14 protein-coding genes and 1 pseudogene are annotated in these 17,321 nt (G+C 66.8%); 10 read left to right on the forward strand and 5 right to left on the reverse strand.

Going from position 1 to position 17,321, the window contains the following annotated elements:
• Nucleotides 1–977 precede the first annotated feature (977 nt).
• The 4 genes from QF030_RS02030 (at nucleotide 978) to QF030_RS02040 (ending at nucleotide 4,209) form a co-directional block, all read left to right on the forward strand.
• Nucleotides 978–1,190 carry a hypothetical protein gene (locus QF030_RS02030; protein WP_307160886.1) on the forward strand — a complete coding sequence of 71 codons (213 nt, stop codon included), beginning with the start codon at nucleotides 978–980 and terminating at the stop codon, nucleotides 1,188–1,190.
• A 162-nt stretch (nucleotides 1,191–1,352) separates the two neighbouring features.
• Nucleotides 1,353–2,156: a hypothetical protein gene (locus QF030_RS02035; RefSeq protein ID WP_307160887.1), complete on the forward strand. Its 804-nt coding sequence runs from the start codon at nucleotides 1,353–1,355 to the stop codon at nucleotides 2,154–2,156.
• Nucleotides 2,157–2,911: 755 nt separating this feature from the next.
• Nucleotides 2,912–3,469, forward strand: coding sequence for a DUF6188 family protein (locus QF030_RS40450; protein WP_373428719.1), 558 nt, complete (start codon nucleotides 2,912–2,914; stop codon nucleotides 3,467–3,469).
• A gap of 341 nt (nucleotides 3,470–3,810) precedes the next feature.
• Nucleotides 3,811–4,209 carry a YunG family protein gene (locus QF030_RS02040; protein WP_307160888.1) on the forward strand — a complete coding sequence of 133 codons (399 nt, stop codon included), beginning with the start codon at nucleotides 3,811–3,813 and terminating at the stop codon, nucleotides 4,207–4,209.
• Nucleotides 4,210–4,220: 11 nt separating this feature from the next.
• On the opposite strand, the gene QF030_RS02045 is transcribed toward QF030_RS02040, so the two are convergent.
• A complete protein-coding gene (locus QF030_RS02045; RefSeq protein WP_307160889.1) occupies nucleotides 4,221–4,421 on the reverse strand; it encodes an ATP-binding protein in 201 nt (66 codons plus the stop codon).
• Entirely contained in the window at nucleotides 4,394–4,711 is a 318-nt protein-coding gene (locus QF030_RS02050) for an ATP-binding protein (RefSeq protein WP_307160890.1), read from the reverse strand. Before QF030_RS02050 ends, QF030_RS02045 begins: the two co-directional genes overlap by 28 nt.
• A gap of 780 nt (nucleotides 4,712–5,491) precedes the next feature.
• On the opposite strand from QF030_RS02050, the gene QF030_RS02055 reads away from it, so the two are divergent.
• The 3 genes and pseudogenes from QF030_RS02055 to QF030_RS40455 all read left to right on the forward strand — a co-directional run.
• Nucleotides 5,492–6,757 carry a ParA family protein gene (locus QF030_RS02055; protein ID WP_307160891.1) on the forward strand — a complete coding sequence of 422 codons (1,266 nt, stop codon included), beginning with the start codon at nucleotides 5,492–5,494 and terminating at the stop codon, nucleotides 6,755–6,757.
• A complete protein-coding gene (locus QF030_RS02060; RefSeq protein WP_307160892.1) occupies nucleotides 6,754–7,992 on the forward strand; it encodes a ParB/RepB/Spo0J family partition protein in 1,239 nt (412 codons plus the stop codon). Before QF030_RS02055 ends, QF030_RS02060 begins: the two co-directional genes overlap by 4 nt.
• 173 nt (nucleotides 7,993–8,165) lie before the next feature.
• Nucleotides 8,166–8,807: pseudogene (locus QF030_RS40455) on the forward strand (DUF2637 domain-containing protein); the annotation flags it as partial.
• Nucleotides 8,808–10,311: 1,504 nt separating this feature from the next.
• Here QF030_RS40455 and QF030_RS02070 read toward each other — a convergent pair.
• Entirely contained in the window at nucleotides 10,312–10,734 is a 423-nt protein-coding gene (locus QF030_RS02070; RefSeq protein ID WP_307160894.1) for a MerR family transcriptional regulator, read from the reverse strand.
• 55 nt (nucleotides 10,735–10,789) lie between these two features.
• On the opposite strand from QF030_RS02070, the gene QF030_RS02075 reads away from it, so the two are divergent.
• The 3 genes from QF030_RS02075 (at nucleotide 10,790) to QF030_RS02085 (ending at nucleotide 14,011) form a co-directional block, all read left to right on the forward strand.
• A complete protein-coding gene (locus QF030_RS02075; protein ID WP_307160895.1) occupies nucleotides 10,790–11,761 on the forward strand; it encodes an SDR family NAD(P)-dependent oxidoreductase in 972 nt (323 codons plus the stop codon).
• A gap of 1,489 nt (nucleotides 11,762–13,250) precedes the next feature.
• On the forward strand, nucleotides 13,251–13,703 hold the full coding sequence (locus tag QF030_RS02080; RefSeq protein WP_307160896.1) for a MarR family transcriptional regulator: 453 nt from the start codon (nucleotides 13,251–13,253) through the stop codon (nucleotides 13,701–13,703).
• Nucleotides 13,700–14,011 (forward strand): replication initiation protein, RepL2, encoded by a 312-nt coding sequence (locus QF030_RS02085; protein ID WP_307160897.1) that lies wholly within the window; start codon nucleotides 13,700–13,702, stop codon nucleotides 14,009–14,011. Before QF030_RS02080 ends, QF030_RS02085 begins: the two co-directional genes overlap by 4 nt.
• A gap of 460 nt (nucleotides 14,012–14,471) precedes the next feature.
• Here QF030_RS02085 and QF030_RS02090 read toward each other — a convergent pair whose 3' ends face one another.
• On the reverse strand, nucleotides 14,472–15,974 hold the full coding sequence (locus QF030_RS02090) for an FAD-dependent monooxygenase (protein WP_307160898.1): 1,503 nt from the start codon (nucleotides 15,972–15,974) through the stop codon (nucleotides 14,472–14,474).
• A complete protein-coding gene (locus QF030_RS02095) occupies nucleotides 15,971–16,606 on the reverse strand; it encodes a PadR family transcriptional regulator (RefSeq protein ID WP_307160899.1) in 636 nt (211 codons plus the stop codon). Before QF030_RS02095 ends, QF030_RS02090 begins: the two co-directional genes overlap by 4 nt.
• Nucleotides 16,607–17,321: the final 715 nt, after the last annotated feature.

Raw genomic sequence — 17,321 nt, forward strand, 5'->3', positions numbered from 1 at the left:
ACCAGCGAAGCGTGTGCACCGGAGCGACATCCTCGAACCGGCCCGTCACACAGTCCCACAGCGAACGCCGGCAGCTCCCGTGCACCGCGTCCACGTACGACAATTCGATGCACGGCCCGCCTGATCCACCCCAGCTGGTACCGCCACGCAGCACCCCGAGCCCACACCGCCGCGCGTCCAGGTTCGCTGAGACAGAAGCCCGAACGACTCGGTTCGCTGAGAAGGCGACTCGATGGAGTGAGACGTGACAGACGTCGGCAGTTGGTCCGCTGCTCTCTGGAATCGGGCCGAGGCTTGATTACGGCGTAATCACCAGTGCCCGGGGGAAGCGGCGGTCTGAGTGCTTACGCCGTAATCACTCGCGGGCTGGCAAGCGGGAGGGTCCGCGTTCTCAGGGCCCAACTATCGAGCGGACGGGTCCCCAGAGGACTGGGTTGGACATCGTGAACACTGCGGCCACCTCGTGATCCAAGTCCGGTCCGCTGCACTACGTCGGGCGGCGGAGGAAGGCATCGCGAGGAACCAGCAATAGCCCGAAGGCGGGCGCCAAATCCTTTCAGCAGGGGACCGGGTAGCAGCTCACCATGAACCCCCGACCACGCTTCACGTCCGCCGCGACCCGGTTCTGCGGTTGTCGGCGAGTGGCTGAGGCTTGGAGCCAAGGTTCGGGAGCGCTCGGCCCGAGGCTCGTGGGACGGCATTGAGCGCCGTACCGGGCGCTGCTGGCAGCCTCGCTCTGATTACGCCGTAATCACTCAGGCGGGCTAGCACCCTCTCCCCGATGTGGTGTTGGGCGGCCAGCGGGATCCGCCACACGTCATACGGTGTCAGCGAAAGGGGACGCCAGGACGACGGACGTCGTGGTGGCACAAGCTCGTGGAATAGCAGGGTCTGGGGACCTGCGAGGCAAGTGCTGCGTCGACGCTTCCAGGAAGGGAGCCGTGGCCAGCCCGGGGCATTGGCCGCACGCTGACATTGTGGCCGCTGCGCGCGAGTGGCGCTGGGCGGTGCTGCAGTTGGAGCGGGAGGCACGTGGTGTCGCTGGCGACGGCTTCGACTGGGTAGCTGCTGTACGGCGCGCGGACGAAGGCCGGGACCGCTTCTACGTCGCTGCCAGGGTCGGCCTGACCGTGGGCAGCGGCGACGTAGCCCAGGCGCGATGGCTCATCGCCCGTCAGTTGAACGCGTGATTGGCGAAGTTGCGGTTTGCCCGCACTCGTCTGCGGACGGCCAAGTTGGCTGGTGACGCGCGCAATGGCCAACTGGCGTGCTCCGTCACAAGAGAGGACAAAGGCCGGCCAGATGTTGTTTCACAGAGTGTGAATCCCGTGGGGTGAGGCACACTCTGATGCATGGCTCGCACAGCTCGTAGGTCGAAGGACCCGACAAAACCGCTGCTCAGACCCCCTGTGAGGGTTGGTCATCTCGATACGGCAGCGGTCGTCGGGCAGTTGCGCCAGTTGCATGAGGAGGCCGAGGACGAGGACATCGGTCGCATGCCGGCCGACGACGAACTGTTCGGTGCCCTTCTCTACCTTGAGGCTCACGCCGGCGCCCTGAAGAGCGTGGCCGCACGGCGTGCATCCGCACTCGACCGCACCCGGCTGTGGGAGTACCTGCGCCAGCAGGCGGATGTCCACCAGTCCCGAGCCGTTGACGATGCGCGGGCCGCAGGGGCGGAGTGGGCGGAACTTGCGTCCGCGCTTGCGGTCAACGCGCCGAGCGCTGCCTACAACAAGGCGCTGAGACTGCGTGCTGCTGCCCTGACCAATCCCGCAGACCCGGACCTGCCGGTACGCCGTACTCCTGAGGCGGTTCTGCTTGCCGAGCGACAGGCTGCGGCTCAAGCCGCGGCGGAACGCCGTGCGGAAGAGGAAGCCTCACGCCGGCATGCCTTGATGGCTCCTGTCGCGCATAGGCTCCTTGAGCACCGGGTCGTTCTGGATGACGACGATGACGTGACGTTCTGGCTGGACCAGATCGAGGCGGTACTCCCCCACTGCGAGACGCCCACCCAGTTCGTCAGCCTCGGTATCTACGTGGAGGCCGTGGTGCGTGAGCTGAGTAAGGCAGACCGCACGGCCCGGACGGCTGAGAAGGGTGAGGGTGCGCTTGCGGCGGTGGCAGCTGCCGCAGCACTGGTAGCCGGCGGCTGACGTCTCACTGTGTCGAGGCAGCTGAAAGTGATTACGTCGTAATCACTTTCAGCTGTAGGACCTACCCTTCCGCTCCCCCAATGCGCGGCTACCGGCGCGGGTGAGGCCCGTGGCGATCGGGGTAGCAAGGACCCATTCCGCTGCGATGAGTGAGGACGCTGGCCCGGGCCAGCCGCTGGACAACGGAGGCAGGCTCGGGGGGAGTGCTGTCTCAGGTCGACGTCTGCCCCGTGGGGAAGGCGTCCCAGAGCGCCTGCTCTTGAGCGGAGAGCCCGGTGCCAGTCAGGTGTGTGCGCCCCCGGTTTGTCGCCTCATCGGTCTGCTCTGTTCGGAGATGCGTGGCCGAGTGCGCAGGGTTCCGCGCGTCGTTTAAGCGGCGCTCAGACCTGGCACCGTCACCGAAGATTGGAGGGTGCTGCTGATTCCGAGCGCAGTTCCTGCCGCGGCCCTGGGCGCTGCGGCACGAGGGGCCAGGAGTGAGCCAGGGGTGCGAGGCCCGCCGACCTCGATGAGGAGGAGCCGGCGGCGAGTGGGCGAGGAGCCGCCAGGTGATTACGCCGTAATCACCCCGAGGGCAGCAGTGCGTCAAGTTGACGCACGTGGACGCGGTGTGTGATCTGCTTGTGTCCACAGCCGGAACATGGTTCTAGCCCTGCCGCCTGGCCGCGGAAATCCCATGGCTCTCGGCTGTCGAATCAGCCAAGGTGCAAGGAGTGAGCGCTGAAGAGAGTCCCGTAGAACACGGGAACCGGTGGATGCTGAACCTTCGCGGCATGAGCGTTACCAAGATCAGCGTGGACTTCCGGCTCGTGCTGGCCCTCGACTCGGACTGGGAAGTCGCACTGGAAGCATCCGTCAACCTCTCGCTCGGGACCGCCCACGCCAACCCGTCCGTGATCCTGAAACCGGAATCGCAGGACGTTGCAGCGGCCCTGACTCTGTTCGGAGCGAAGGTCCTGTCGGCGGTCGCGTTCAAGTCCGGCACCCCGCGTCTCGCTTTCGACACCGGCCACCACCTGACCTGTTCATCCGATATGCGCTTCGATGCGTGGCAGGTCACGGGCCCAACAGGGTGGCGCCATTGCTGCCTGGAGGCGACCTCGCCGTCTGGTCCGGCTCAGGAACGAGCGAGGCCTAGCCGCGGCACGCGATGCGGCAAGCACAAGACTTGCGGTCTGTTTCAACGAACCGAGTCCACGCGTCTCGCCCAATCCCGCCCACGAAGGTCAGCCGCATGCAGACGACCAATTTCGATGAGACAGGACACCGAGAGGGCCAGCGGCGAGCCAGGGGTGCGAGGCCCGTCGGCCTGATTGAGGAGCCCGCGGCCAGTGGGTGAGGAGCCGCGAAGTGATTACGCCGTAATCACCTGCGGGCGGGGGAGTGGTGACGGGGGAGTGATTGCGCCGCAATCACCTCGAGCGTAGTTCGTGCCGCGGCACTGGGCGCTGCGGCACGTTGGGGCCAGCGGCTGTCCACGGACAGTGGGACATCCAGGTGAGCGGACAGTTCAGGTCCTTGCTGGCGGACAGTTGATCTCCCTGTCCGGTATGACTATTCGATCCCTGATCGGCGGGTCGTGCGGCCTCTGGAAGGCCACGCTCGTGGAGTCTGTGTCAGCGCCGATGCCAGTGGTGGCTGGGATGCTGGCGGCATGATCCCTTGGAACCTGCTCGATCTCGGCAAGGCCCTGCGCGCCGGTTGGGCTGCCGACACCTGTTCGCCCGACGATCAAGCCGACTGGCAGCCAGGTAACCCGGCCTGGGGGCACTGTGACATCACGGCCTTGATCGTCCACGACGTCTTCGGCGGTGATCTCATGGTCGGCGAGGTGCACCTTGACGGGACCCAGCACGGCTTCCACTGGTGGAACCGGCTGGCCAGCGGGGTGGAACTCGACCTGACGCGCGAGCAGTTCCAGCGGGGCCAGACCGTCACCGCTGCCCGTGTCGTCGAGCGCCCGCCGGGCCCTCTGCCCCGTCGCTGGGAGGAGTACCTCCTGCTGCGTGAGCGCGTCATCAAGCACCTCGGTCATCTTCCGGAGCCCGTCTGAGGAGGCCGGGATCAGCCGGGCTGGTTCAGCGGGACGACGCCCTGTCCGCTGGTGGCCTGGATCAGCCGCAGTGAGGAGCCCTCGGTCAGGACGATGTGAGCGTGGTGCAGGAGCCGGTCGACGGCGGCGGTGGCCAGCGTCTTCGGCATGATCGAATCGAATCCTGACGGGTGGAGGTTCGAGGTCACGACCACGGACCGGCGTTCGTACATCGATCACACGGTAGAACGCCTCGGCGGCGGCCTGCCCGGACGGCAGCATGCCGATTGTCGTCGACGACGATGAGGTCGCATCGGGTGATCTTCGCGACGCCCCTGGAGACGGTGTTGTCCACGGTCGCCCGCCCCAGGTGGGCGGTGAGCGATTTCAAGGTAAACCAGGCGACCTTCATGCCCTGGTCGATCGCCTTGTTCGCCAGTGCCTCCGCCAGGTGGTTCTTGCCCGTGCCGCTGGGCCCGGCGACAGCCAAGTTCTCCGCCCTGGTGACCCATTCCAGCGTCATGAGCGCATGCTGGGTCGGGACGGGGATGGAGGATTCGGTCTCCTTCCAGGACTCGAAGGTCTTGCCGAAGGCAGCTGGGCGAGGCTGCGGTGGTTGCGGCGAGTCGCTTCGTCCCGGCCCCTATTTTCTGTCCCCAGGAGAATCCGCACGACCTCGGCCGGGTCCCAGCGTTGTGATCTCGCGGTCGCGAGACCCTCGGGAGCGGCTTTGCGCAGGTAGGGAAATCGCATCCGCGTGAGCACGGCTTCCAGCTCAGGTGGGATCGGCGGGGCGGCCGGCGGTGGAGGAACCGGTGCCGGGGCCCGCGCGGGAACGACTTCGGTCACTTCATCCGTGCAGGGCTGAGAGCCACAGCGGTACGCCCGCACCGAGTCACACACGTTGGCGAGCCAGGACACCTGAGACCGCCAGCGAATTGGACCAGTTCACTTGAGACGGGGGCCAGTTCCTCGGAGACGGGACACCGGAGGCTGAGCCTGCTCCGGCCCGGAGACCTGCCGTCTGTCTCAACGAACCCTGTCGTTGTGTCTCACCCAATCCAGTCCACGCAGGTTAGCGATGCGCAGACGACCAACTTCGTTGAGACAGAACACGTGGGGGCCAGCGGCGAGCCATGGGTGCGAGGCCCGCTGGCCTGGTTGAGGAGTCTGCGGCGTGAGGGCGAGGAGCCGCCAGGTGATTACGCCGTAATCACCTGCGGGCACAGCCGTCCGTGCATCAACTTGGTCTAGGTAACGTGTCGCTGAGGTAGATGATCTACGACGTTAGTATGGTGTCACCATGAGTACCCCAGCCACCTCCAGCGACCGCGAGAAGGTCGTCTCCAAACTGCCGGCACGACTCCGGCAGAAGCTCAAGATCAGAGCCGCGCAGCTCGGCGTCGAAATCCAAAGCGCCGTCGAACAGGGCATCAAAGACTGGTGCACCCTGGCCTCGACGCCCACGACCGTCGACACCGCAGGCGCGGACTCCTTCTCCACCTGGATTCCGGCCGCCCAATGGAAAGAGTTCCGCGAGAGCGCCGGAGACCGGGGCGTCTCCCTCATCCAGGGCCTGGCTCAGGCCGTCCAACTCTGGCTCGACACCAACCCCGCCCCCGGCGTCCGACGTCCCGCCATCACCCGCCGCATCGTGGTCTGCAACCAGAAAGGCGGCGTCGGCAAGACCGCCATCACGGCCGGACTCGGCGAAGCACTTGCCGAAGACGCCGACTCCCTGCATCCCGTGCGGGTAGCCAAGGCCCTCACCAAGGCTCTGCGTGCCAGCGAGATGGAAGGCGGCGAGGCCGCTCTCGAAGACGGAGCCCTCGACATCGAGAATCTGCCCGGGCCCGGACAGCGCGTCCTGCTCGTCGACTTCGACCCGCAGTGCCACCTCACCAACCAACTTGGCGCAAGCCCGCTGCCGCTCAACGGCGACAGCCTCACCAATCACATGGCTGGCGACCCCAAGGGCGACCTGCGCGACCTGATCGTCGCCGTCGACGACGAAAGCTTCGACGGCCGCCTCCACCTGCTGCCCGCGTGCAACGACGCCTTCCTCCTCGACGTGCGCCTGTCCGCCGTCCGCGCCCGCGAAGCCGCTCTCGAGCGGGCCCTCGCTCCGCTCGAGAGCGATTACGACGTAATCATCGTCGACTGCCCGCCAAGCCTCGGCCTCAGCATGGACGCCGCCGCCTACTACGGCCGCCGCCGTGACGCCGAGAATCCCGGACAGTCCGGAGCGCTCATCGTCGTTCAGGCCGAGGACAGTTCCGCCGACGCCTACGAGCTGCTCACCACCCAGATCGAAGACCTGCGCAACGACCTCCAGATCGACATCGACTACCTCGGCATCGTCGTCAACCTCTACGACTCCCGCCGTGGCTACATCGCGACGTCATCTCTCCAAGGATGGGTCGACATAAAGGATCCGAGGGTGGTCGGCCTCATCGGAGACCTCAAGGAACAGAAGGAGGCAGTCCGCGTGAAGAAGCCCCTGCTCTCTTACGCGCCCAAGTCGCAGCAGGCCGTCGGCATGCGCGCACTCGCCAGGGAGGTGCTGTGAGCAAGGCCGACCAGCTGGGCAGCGGCAGGTTCGGCGGAACCGTGCGCAACGTCAGCGCACGCCGCCAAGCCGTCGCCGCCGCCACAGGGGTCCCCACCGACGGAGTCGCCCCGCCAACCGAACTCCCCGTCCACCGCATCAGCCCGAACCCCGACAACCCCCGATCCAGCCTCGGTGACCTCACCGACCTGGCCGGCAGCCTCAAGACCCACGGCCAGAAGCAGGCCATCACGGTCATGAACCGGGACGCCTACATCAAGGCCAACCCGGACCGCGCAGCCGACCTCGAGCACGACATCACGCACGTGGTCATCGACGGCAGCAGCCGGCTTGCGGCCGCCCGCGAAGCGGGGCTTGCCACCCTCAAGGTCATGGTCAGTGACGAGCAAGGCGGCACCTCCGAAGAGCTCTTGGAGTCTGCCCTCGTCGCCAACATCCATCGCCAAGACCTCGAAGAACTCGACGAAGCGCGCGCTCTCCAGAGGCTCCTGGCCATCCACGGCAGTCAGCGCGCTCTCGCCAAACGCCTGCACCGCTCGCAGGGTTGGGTGTCTCAGCGCGTTGCCCTTCTCAACCTCACCCCCGAACTGCAGTCCAGGATCGGGCAGGAGCCTATCGACCTGCTGCGCGCCGTCGGCAACAAGCCCGCCGAGCAGCAGGAGGCTGCCCTGGCAGAGTTGAAGGCAGAACGGTCGCGCAAACAGCTCCGGGCAGCCGTCTCCCAGCCGGTACAGCGGGAGGCAGTTGAAGCGGCAGAGACAAACGAGAAGACCGAAGGCACGCCTGAGGGTGGCGCAGGCGATTACGGCGTAATCATTGACCGTGCAGGTGACAATTCCCCGGCAGCACCGGCAGCACCGGCAGCACCGGCAGCACCGGCAGCACCGGAAACATCCGCAGCACCGGCCGAAGCGGTCGCAGTGGAGCAGAGGGACGACGAGCCCGAATCGGAGCCGGAGCCGGAGCTGGAGCTGGAGCCCGAGCCGGACCAAGGTGTACCGGAACCGCGCAGCGCTCGAGCGGAACCGGCCACGAAGGCAGTAGAGAAGGAGGGCAGCCAGCCCCGCGCGTTGCCCTACGACGATCCGTGGTTCATCGCCATGCACCTCGAGCGGAAGATGGAGAAGCCTGCGTTCTTCGAATTGCTGCGCCATCTTGCCAAGGTCGGCCAGGAGCGCGACCCCGCGAAGTTCGCTGAGGTCATGGGGCAGTTGACCGTTGAGCGGACGAGCTGAGCCGCCGCAGGCGCCTCCTCTGAATTGGTGGTGGGAGGCGCCAAAGGTGTCGCAGTGTCGCCGGGCACATGAAAGCCTGATCGTTGTTCAGGAAGTCCGATGCGGCAGGGGAGTAGTGCGTGGCTGACGGCGGCATACTTCAGCTGACCCGGACGCACCGCGTTCTCATCGGCGTGGTCGTGGCCGGCGCCGTGGTCATCGCCGGCATCGGCTTCGCCGGTTCGTACGCGGCCGTCCGGGAACTGGCCCTCGAGAAGGGCTTCGGGAACTTCTCGTACGTGTTCCCGATCGGCATCGACGCGGGTATCTGCGTCCTGCTGGCCCTGGATCTGCTGCTGACCTGGATCCGCATCCCCTTCCCGCTGCTGCGGCAGACGGCGTGGCTGCTGACGGCGGCGACGATCGCCTTCAACGGCGCGGCGGCCTGGCCGGACCCGCTGGGCACGGGGATGCACGCGGTGATCCCGATCCTGTTCGTGGTGTCCGTCGAGGCCGCCCGGCACGCGATCGGCCGGATCGCGGACATCACGGCCGACAAGCACATGGAGGGCGTGCGGCTCACGCGCTGGCTGCTCTCCCCGCTGCCCACCTTCCTGCTCTGGCGGCGGATGAAGCTGTGGGAGCTGCGCTCCTACGAACAGGTGATCAAGCTGGAGCAGGAACGTCTCGTCTATCAGGCGAGGCTGCGTTCCCGCTTCGGTCGCGCCTGGCGCCGCAAGGCCCCGGTGGAGTCGCTGATGCCGCTGCGGCTGGCCCGTTACGGCGTTCCGCTGACGGAGACCGCCCCGGCGGGTCTGGCGGCAGCAGGCATCGAAGGCCTGCCCATCATCGTCACCGTCGAGCGGGCTCCGGCTCCCACCTCCGGCCAGCCCGAAGGCCCCGAGCTTGAGGCCACGCCAGTTCATGAGTCTGAGGCGACCGAACCGGCGAGTCTTGAGCGGCTCCCGGCGCCGGCTCCAGCCGCCGTGCCAGCGCGGGCAGTTGATCGGGAGAGGCTAGCCGAGGCTGACGCCGAGCGGTTCGCTGAGGCCTATCAGGCGTTTCTCACCCGGTTCCAGACCGAGCCGAGCGTTTCGCAGTGGGCCCTCTGGCTCCGGGATGCCTACGGCATCACCACGGGTGCAGGTGGTCCACTCTCCGAGGCGCAGCTGCTGCCTCTCCTGCAAGTCTTGCAGAATCGCTATGCGGCGCCTGTCCCGGAGCCCGCTGCCTCCGAGGGTCCGCCGCCGGCGGATCACTCAGCGGATCAGTGGTACGACTACTTCTTCAGCGCCTGGCGTGCCCACGCGCAGGAGCATGGCGCGTACCCCGACGCCGATGCCCTCGCAGCGTTCGTCTACGACCGGGACGCCATCACCGGTGACGGCGGCCGTCCCATCAGCGGCGGCGATCTGGCTGACTTCGTCACGAGCTTTCAGGAGCGCCAGGTCCGCAGCAGCGGGCCAGCAGGCGAAGAGCGAGTTGCCGGTCCTGGCGCGCAGGCGGCTCAGGCTTCTTCCGTCCAGGAGGAGCCCCCACTGACTTCTGCCGCTGCGGGCGGCGCCCAGGCGGCGAAAGAGAAGCACGGTTCCCGGGTGAGCACCGTCATCGATGATGTGGTGCCAGGACCGGAAGCTGTAACGGGGGAGCGCATCGTGCTTACTACGGTCGACCGCTACTACGTGGCGTGGATGGAGTACCAGACCGAGCACGGCAGCGAGCCGACAGACGAGCAACTGTCCGACTACCTTGCCGCGAAGGGCCTGCGTGGCCGCAGTGGAAGGCCGGTGAGCCCGTCAACGCTGCGCCGCTACTTCCTGCCGTCCCGCGTCTACAACGTCTGGGCTCAGCACCGGATGCGCAATGAGGAGCCCGCCGCAGACGTCGTTGTAGAGCAGTGCGCAGCCCGCGGAATCACGGCCCAGTACGGCAAGCCCGTCACCGCCGACTACATCGTGGACAACGCCGAAGATTTCGAACGACGCTGGCAGGCGCTCGCCCACCACGACCCCGACACGCAGAAGTAGGCGCGCGACCGTACGCTCGCTACACACAAGGGCCCCATCCCGCCACCACCAGTCTGCGCAGCGGAAGAACCCCTCGTGATGCTGACATTGCGCAGGCTTGCGATCATTGCGCACCCTTGAGCATCGAGCCTCAACCCACGGCTCTCCCCGACTCTGAGGAGCGCCCGCGCTCGCATCGCCTCGGACGCCGCTCTCACAGAGCTGAACCTCCCCCGGGACCATGCGCGTTCGGCGATCGGGGAGCTCACAAGGCTTCCTGAGCTGTCAACTAGGTGTTGCGGGGCAGAAGGTTGCTGACGCTGCCGGTGAGGTTTCAGGTCGTGGGGTCCCAGAGTCCTTCGGCCTTGCCGCGGGCGAGGTGGTCGGCGTAGACGCTGACCTTCCAGGTGATGACGGACCGGCACTCCTCCAGTGCCTGGATCTGTGCGTCGACGCGCCGCCGGTGGGCTTCGAGAAGCTGCAGGCGTTCCGCCTCGTTTCCCGGACCGTGCCGCACCAGCTCGGCGAACTGCTTGAGGTCGGCCAGCGGCATCCCGGATGCCCGTAGCTTGACGCAGATCAGCAGCCAGTCGACGTCGAGCGCGCCGTACCGTCGCCGGCCTCCGGAGGTTCGCTGGACCGGTCCGACGAGCAGTCCCTCGCGCTCGTAGAGGCGCAGCGTGTGGACGCTGAGCCCGGTCTGCTCGGCCACGTCGCCGATGCTCAGTGGTGTTGCAGGAGTCTCGGTGCTAGCCATGCGTCGCAGTCTAGGACTTGATCTAGACCTCGCTCTAGATCGTAGCTTCGACGGCATGACCAGCATTGATCAGCAGCCGCTCGGCTCGCCCTTCTCTCCCACCAGCACTGCCCAGGACGTCACCGCGGGCCTCGACCTGTCCGGCACGAACGCCGTGGTGACCGGGGGCTACTCCGGGCTCGGCTTGGAAACCACTTGTACCCTCGCGGCCGCCGGAGCCCGCGTCATCGTTCCGGCGCGCCGGCCTGACATCGCGCGGGCCGCACTCGCGAATGTGAAGGGCTGCGAGGTCATCCCCATGGACCTGACCGACCTCGCCAGCGTGCGGGCCGCCGCCGCACACATCCGCGACTCCCTGGCCAGGCTCGACCTGCTCATGGCCGTCGCCGGAGTCATGGCCACTCCCGAACGGCGCGTGGGACCAGGCTGGGAGGGCCAGCTCACCGCCAACCACTTCGGGCACTTCGCCCTCGCCTGCGAGCTCTACCCGCTCCTGGCCGCCGCCGACGGCGCACGCGTCGTGGTCAACAGCTCAGCCGGCCACACCCTGACCGACATCCGCTGGCGCGACCCGCACTTCCGCACCGGCTACGACAAGTGGCTGGCCTACGGCCAGGCCAAGACCGCCAACGCCCTCTTCGCCGTACACCTCGACACGCTCGGGCGCGGCGACGGCGTCCGGGCCTTCTCACTTCATCCAGGCAAGATCATCACCGGGCTGCAGCGGGAAATGGCACTCCAAGAACAGATCGACCGGGGGTGGGTGGACGAGCACGGCAACGTGATCGCCACCGACTTCAAGACCCCCTCCCAGGGCGCCGCCACCGGCCTGTGGGCCGCCACTTCCCTTCTCCTCGCCGACTGCGGCGGCCTCTACCTGGAGGACTGCGACATCGCCGGCATCTCCGCCCCCGAAGCGTCCATGGACGACGGCGGCGTCCGCGCCTACGCCATCGACCCCGATGCGGCCGCACGGCTGTGGGACCTGTCCATCGCCGCGACCGGCACCGCACCGATCACCCGATGACGTCGCCGCACCGCAACGCACCACTGACCTGTGGGCAGGCCTACGAACCCAGATGACCGGATCGGTCCTAACGGGCATAGGTCGCCTAGCCACCACAGACTCGCAAATTTCCTGAACTTAACAATCAGCGCAAAAGCGACCCTCAGAATGGGGCCTTGAGTGGCCGATCTCCGAGGGGCCGGTGCGATCGGACCTCAGGCCTCACGAAAGGCCGCCAGCGAGCCGCACAGGCCCTTCGGGTCACCCGGGGTGGCTCTCACTACCTCCGGAAGTGCTCAAATGGGCTCACCACTGACCGTGAGTCAGTGTCGAGAAGTCAAGGTCGCTTGGCACAGGCCCCCAACAGCAGCGGCTCGGAGACTGGCGACGTGGAAACTCGCAGCCGTCGCAGTGATGACATTCGGGAAGCCATCCCTCTGTATCCATCCTCACTGATCGCGTGCGCTCCCTCGTACTTCGCACGCTCGAGGTACGCCCGCGCGGCCCCGAAGCGCGGCCCACAGATGCGAGGGCCGGGAACACATGACGCGCGTTCGCTGAGCGCTGGCGACCGAGTCGCATCGCCGGTGCGTGAGGCCGACGCGCATTCTTTGTACGGCCCTCCAGCAGAACTCTGTTGCTGGTGGACGCCGGAATCCATGAGACAGGTCACCGATGCCACGGCAGTCGACGACACGGTCGGGAACGGCCCACTGGCCAAAGACGGTTCCGCGAAGTGGCTCGGCAGCGTGGTACCAGGGGCCTTCGCCGGCCCCTGGACCCCGCTGCCCCGCCACATTCCGGCGCGAATCCGTTTCGTCGTGGTGCCCGCTGTGCGCGCCGGAAAGCGGCGGGGACGCGTGAGTGGAGCTGTGCTGGTCGGGCACCTGCTCATGCAGGGGGGAGGACCAGCTTTGCTCGGTGGTGGTTCGCAGGCGTGAGTCAGGAGTGCGTCGCGACGTTATCGAGTTCGGTCGCGACGTGATGCCGTCAGGGGCTCGAACGAAGCTTGTGGGGAAACAGTCCACGCCCGTTGTGCTGGCGCGAGGGCGGCGGGCCTTAGGTCAAAGGAAGAGAGGCCGCACACCAAACGGCAGTTGACCTGCATAAATGCCTTCACCTCCCAAGATCGAGGGAACTGGCAGGCAGTTCGGTCGACAGTGGAGCGAGATCACCTGAGCGGAGTGCCCAGATCTCCCAGTCGTGACACACGGTCCGAGGGTCGTGCCAGCACGACCCAGGAACCCGGCATGACGATTGAGGGATCTGCCACCGCGACTCAAGGGTCCGGGTACCACGATCCTGCAGCAGCACCAGATTGACGTGACGTACATGAGTCGCCCACTTCCACCACTTGAGTGGACGACGCGAGCCATGGACTGATTGTTAACGGGCGCGGACGACAGGCGTGGTTGATTGACTCCCTGCTCATGTACGTTAAGTTCATCTGGTCGGCCTACCAGCCGTCCTTCATGAACCAAACCGTCAACGCCCATGCGCGGAGGGCCCCTTGGGAGCAGTACGCAGACTGGTTGACGCCGACACAGGTGAGCCGGTCCCCTATGCGCCGTACGCCTTCTCTGGCAGGCACACGCAGGTCGACAAAGCCCGCGTCGCAGCAATCACCGAGTCGAAGGCGTTCACGCCCAGCCAGAAGTTCCTCGTCCTGTGGTGGATCGGTGTCTCACCTGAGGGCATGGAGCCACTGAGAGCCACGGGAGCGGACATCGCCAAGCAGGTGGGCATGTCCACGGACGCTGTCGGGAAGATCAACAGGAAGCTGGCCAAGCACCGCATCCTCATCGTCCGGGGACGCATCGGCAACTACAACTTCTACCGAATCAGCCCCTACATTGCTTTCCATGGCACGGGGGTTGAGCAACGTGAAGCCGTAAAGACGTGCAACCCGCCCGACATCCCCGGATTCGACGACAAGACCCTTGCACGGTGGGAGGCCCAGTGACCAAGGATGACAAGCAGACAAACCTGGAGCTGCTCGAGGCCACCGCCGGGATGACGGCCAACCAGCGTCTGGTCGTCATGCTTTACGCCCTGCACCCGACCGACCGGTCCGGTGCGGTCCTCGAAACCGCCGCCAAGCTGGCCAAGCTCGTCGGCATGGCCGCACCCGTCTTCTCGCGGACCCGTAAGCAGGTCATCGAAGCCGGCTGGCTTGAGGAAACCGAGCGCATCGGACACATCAAGTACTACCGGATCGACCCCAAGCGACTCGGCGAGAACGTCGTCGTTCCCCTCCGCCGCGCAACCTGAGACGTCCAGCCGACCGCCCCTCATTGACGTGGCGTACATGAGGGGCGGCTGGCTGGACGCCCATCATGACTTTCGGGTAACCGACTGTGTTCCACCGGCCCCCGGCAGACGCGGCCGAGTCACGACGAAAGAGGCCTCGCCGCTGCCTCGTTCACCTTTGGCTCTGCGAGCACGAGTGGCCACCGCCGGAGGATGCGGACACAGTGCGGATCCGCACCCATGACCTGTGCTCCCAGGTCCAAGAGGCCCTGTTGTGCACAGGTGTTTCCTGACCGCGCAGCTGATCTCGTCCACCCCTATCCGCGCGTCGGCCAGGGCGCGACGTAGGCGACACGGGTGACCGGGGCGGCCATGGGCCCGGAAGGCGCTGAGGCGGATCTCGACGGTTCGGCGGGCTTGCTGTCTCCAGAGTGGCCCTCAAGCCGTTGGAGTGCGAAACGGCGCGGTGGCAGCACCTGGCTTACGAATGGAGTGTTTCCGCGGACGCGGCGTCGGATGGTGCTGCCGGGCCGTACCAGTGCTGTAGCGCCTGGTGGAGCCCGTCGGCGTGGTGGTGACCGGCAGTACGCAGCCAGGCAGTGTGCCCGTCCGGCCGCAGGAGGATGGCATGGAGTTCGGGATGGTCGGGGCATGCCGCGGTGACGAGGTCCACTCGGTTTGCCCATCCTGCGGCCGACTCGCGGATGGCACTTCCTCCGGTCAGGTCGAGCAGCAGGCCGCGTCCCGATGCGAGCAGCTCGGCCAGGCGTGTACGGCCGTCGCCCGTGGTCAGAGCGAGATCGGGCGCCAGGCGGCCCAGCCAGGGGTGGTCGGTGTCGGGACGCATCGGGTATCGGGTGTCCAGCCCGGTGATGGTCTCGGCGAAGGCGCGGTTTCCTGCAGGGTGGCCAGCAACGCGGGCCAGCAGGTCGGTTAGCGGCTTAAGCTGATCGTTGGCGTCGCCGAGCAGCACCTGGGCCTGTGTGTTGGCCAGCACGTGTGCGCCGGCGGTGTGGCGTTCGGCGTGGTAAGTGTCGAGCAGGTGTGCCGGTGCAGTGCCGCGGACGGTGGCGGCTAGTTTCCAGCCGAGGTTGAAGGCGTCGTCCAGGGCGACATTGACGCCGATCGCCCCGGCCGGCGGGTGGATGTGCGCGGCGTCCCCGGCCAGGATGACCCTGCCCTGGGTGTATTCGGCTGCCTGCCGGGCGGCGTTGCCGAAGCGGGTCAGCCAGCGTGCAGCTCGCAGCTCGACGTGGCGGCCGAGTGCGTCGTCTACAGCGGTTTGGAGCAGGCCTAGGGTGACTGGGGCGTTCTTGTCTGCGGGGGGCTGCCGGTCGGAGGTGATGATCCTGACGTAGCCAGGGCGGGGTATGACGAATACAGTCCCGCCGGGGCCGGTGGTTGTGCCGAACGGCAACGTCTCGGGAGCGGCGAGTTCCACGTCGCCGAGCAAGGAGAACTGGGTCGCCTCGGTGCCGGGGAAGGCGAAGCCGGCCTGTTTACGGACGGTGCTGCGGCCGCCGTCGCAACCGACGAGGTACGCGGCCCGGACGCGATACTCGCCATCGCTGGTGGTGACAGTGGCTGTGACGGACTCGGAATCCTGTTCCAAGGCGCGCAGTTCGTGTCCGCGCCGGATGTCAGCTCCCCGGCCGAGAGCGTGCTCCTCAAGGAGTTCTTCGACTCTGGTTTGCGGGATGCCCAGCGAGTACGGATGGTCGGTATGCGTGCCCGCGAGGGTGAGTGTCACCGGCAGGCCGGAGAACGCGGCGTGGGGCACTTGCCAGCCCTCGTCGACAAGCCTCGCAGAGAGATCGCGCCGTGCCAGCAGGTCCAGGGCGCGGGCGTTGAGGTTGAAGCCCCGGCAGAAGTCCGGCCGCTGCGCGTGGCGTTCGACAATGACGGTGTCGACGCCGGCGAGCCGCAGCTCGCTGGCGAGTAACAACCCGGCCGGACCGGCTCCCACGATCAGCACGTCGGTCATCGGGTGCTTCCTTTCCGGTCTGGGGGAGTGGACCAGGTCCATCCCTGTTCGGTTCGTTCGACCTCGGGCCAGACCAGGCTGCCGTCGCGGATCTCGGCGATGGTCCGCTGCGTCCAGGCCAGCTCGCCCTCCCACGCGTGCAACGCGCACTCGGCTTCGATCATGAACAACCGGGGGACTGCACCAGAGCCGACCGTGTCGGCCAGCACCCTTTTCGTCTCATCGATCCGCTGGGCCAGGTGTCCTGCCCGTTCGGCCAGTGCCTCTGCTGCCCTGTCCGGACCGAGTGCGCCGAGGTAGGACACCGCGGCCATGAACTTCGGGTATTCCGCGACGGGCATGCGGAGGAGTTCGTCGATCCAGCGGATGAACTCGTTTTGGCCCAACTCGGTTGTCGTGTACACCGTTCGCTCCGGTCGCCTGCCATCGCGCGCAGTCTCCACCGGCTCGATCCAGCCTTGCCGAACCAACGCCTCGACTGTGTCGTACAGAGACCCAGAGTTGACCTTGAAGCTGCTGTCCTTGTGCCGCTCCCGCAGGGTGGACGCCATCCCATACGGGTGCGTCGGCTCTTCTTGCAACAGGCCCAGCACTGCCAGCGCCAGTGTGTTGGAGATCTTTCGCTTCGCCATCTGTATCACCGACCTCTAATAGTCGGGAGCGACTATACGGAATCGGCTACTGAAGGCAAGTCAGTGGGTTCGCGCGCGGGTCGGCGGCGACACCACCTCCCGCAAGGACAGGCACGGCGGCCGGCCAATCACCGACGACTTGGCCACCGTCACCGTCCAGTTGGGAGACCCGCCATCCCCACTGACGGAGCCCGTCGCCGACCTGATACGGGCCTGCATCCAGTCCCGCCAGCACCTGCCCCTACGCCAGCAGCAGAAGTTCACAGTGGCTCTGTGCGGGCCGACAGCCCGGACAGCCGATGAACCCAGTCAGCTCCCAAGTCCATCTGCGTGAGATCGGAGTCCCACCACAGCGCGGCAGGACCTCCGCAATCCGACAGCTCACCCTCCAAGCCCCGGCCCCGTCATCGCGAAGGCACTCGGCTATCACGACAAGGCCACCACCCGCCTGGTCACCGAGGCGGCGGAACCTGGAGCCGATACGCCCCCGGCGGCCACTGAGGAGTGTGTCGTCCCTGATGGGGCCGCGCGTCTGTCAGGTTTGTCCGATAGGGTCCGCATCGCAGCCAGCCCCGGAAGGACTCTCACATGACAACGTTTGACGAGCTCGCGGCCTGGGTCGGCACCGCCGAGTTCCTCGACCGCTGGCTCTGGTAGTTGCGCGCGGCCGCCACGATTCCCAAGCGATCCCTCACCGTGCTCAGTGCGCCGAGCT

The sequence above is a fragment of the Streptomyces rishiriensis genome, from assembly GCF_030815485.1.
GTDB lineage: Bacteria > Actinomycetota > Actinomycetes > Streptomycetales > Streptomycetaceae > Streptomyces > Streptomyces rishiriensis_A.

Bases quoted from the DNA above. Each gene is read 5' to 3' on its own strand.
- QF030_RS02035 (WP_307160887.1), top strand. From the start codon at position 1,353: ATGGCTCGCACAGCTCGTAGGTCGAAGGACCCGACAAAACCGCTGCTC.
- QF030_RS40450 (WP_373428719.1), top strand. From the start codon at position 2,912: ATGCTGAACCTTCGCGGCATGAGCGTTACCAAGATCAGCGTGGACTTC.
- QF030_RS02040 (WP_307160888.1), top strand. From the start codon at position 3,811: ATGATCCCTTGGAACCTGCTCGATCTCGGCAAGGCCCTGCGCGCCGGT.
- QF030_RS02045 (WP_307160889.1), bottom strand. From the start codon at position 4,421: ATGTACGAACGCCGGTCCGTGGTCGTGACCTCGAACCTCCACCCGTCA.
- QF030_RS02050 (WP_307160890.1), bottom strand. From the start codon at position 4,711: ATGACGCTGGAATGGGTCACCAGGGCGGAGAACTTGGCTGTCGCCGGG.
- QF030_RS02055 (WP_307160891.1), top strand. From the start codon at position 5,492: ATGAGTACCCCAGCCACCTCCAGCGACCGCGAGAAGGTCGTCTCCAAA.
- QF030_RS02070 (WP_307160894.1), bottom strand. From the start codon at position 10,734: ATGGCTAGCACCGAGACTCCTGCAACACCACTGAGCATCGGCGACGTG.
- QF030_RS02075 (WP_307160895.1), top strand. From the start codon at position 10,790: ATGACCAGCATTGATCAGCAGCCGCTCGGCTCGCCCTTCTCTCCCACC.
- QF030_RS02090 (WP_307160898.1), bottom strand. From the start codon at position 15,974: ATGACCGACGTGCTGATCGTGGGAGCCGGTCCGGCCGGGTTGTTACTC.
- QF030_RS02095 (WP_307160899.1), bottom strand. From the start codon at position 16,606: ATGGCGAAGCGAAAGATCTCCAACACACTGGCGCTGGCAGTGCTGGGC.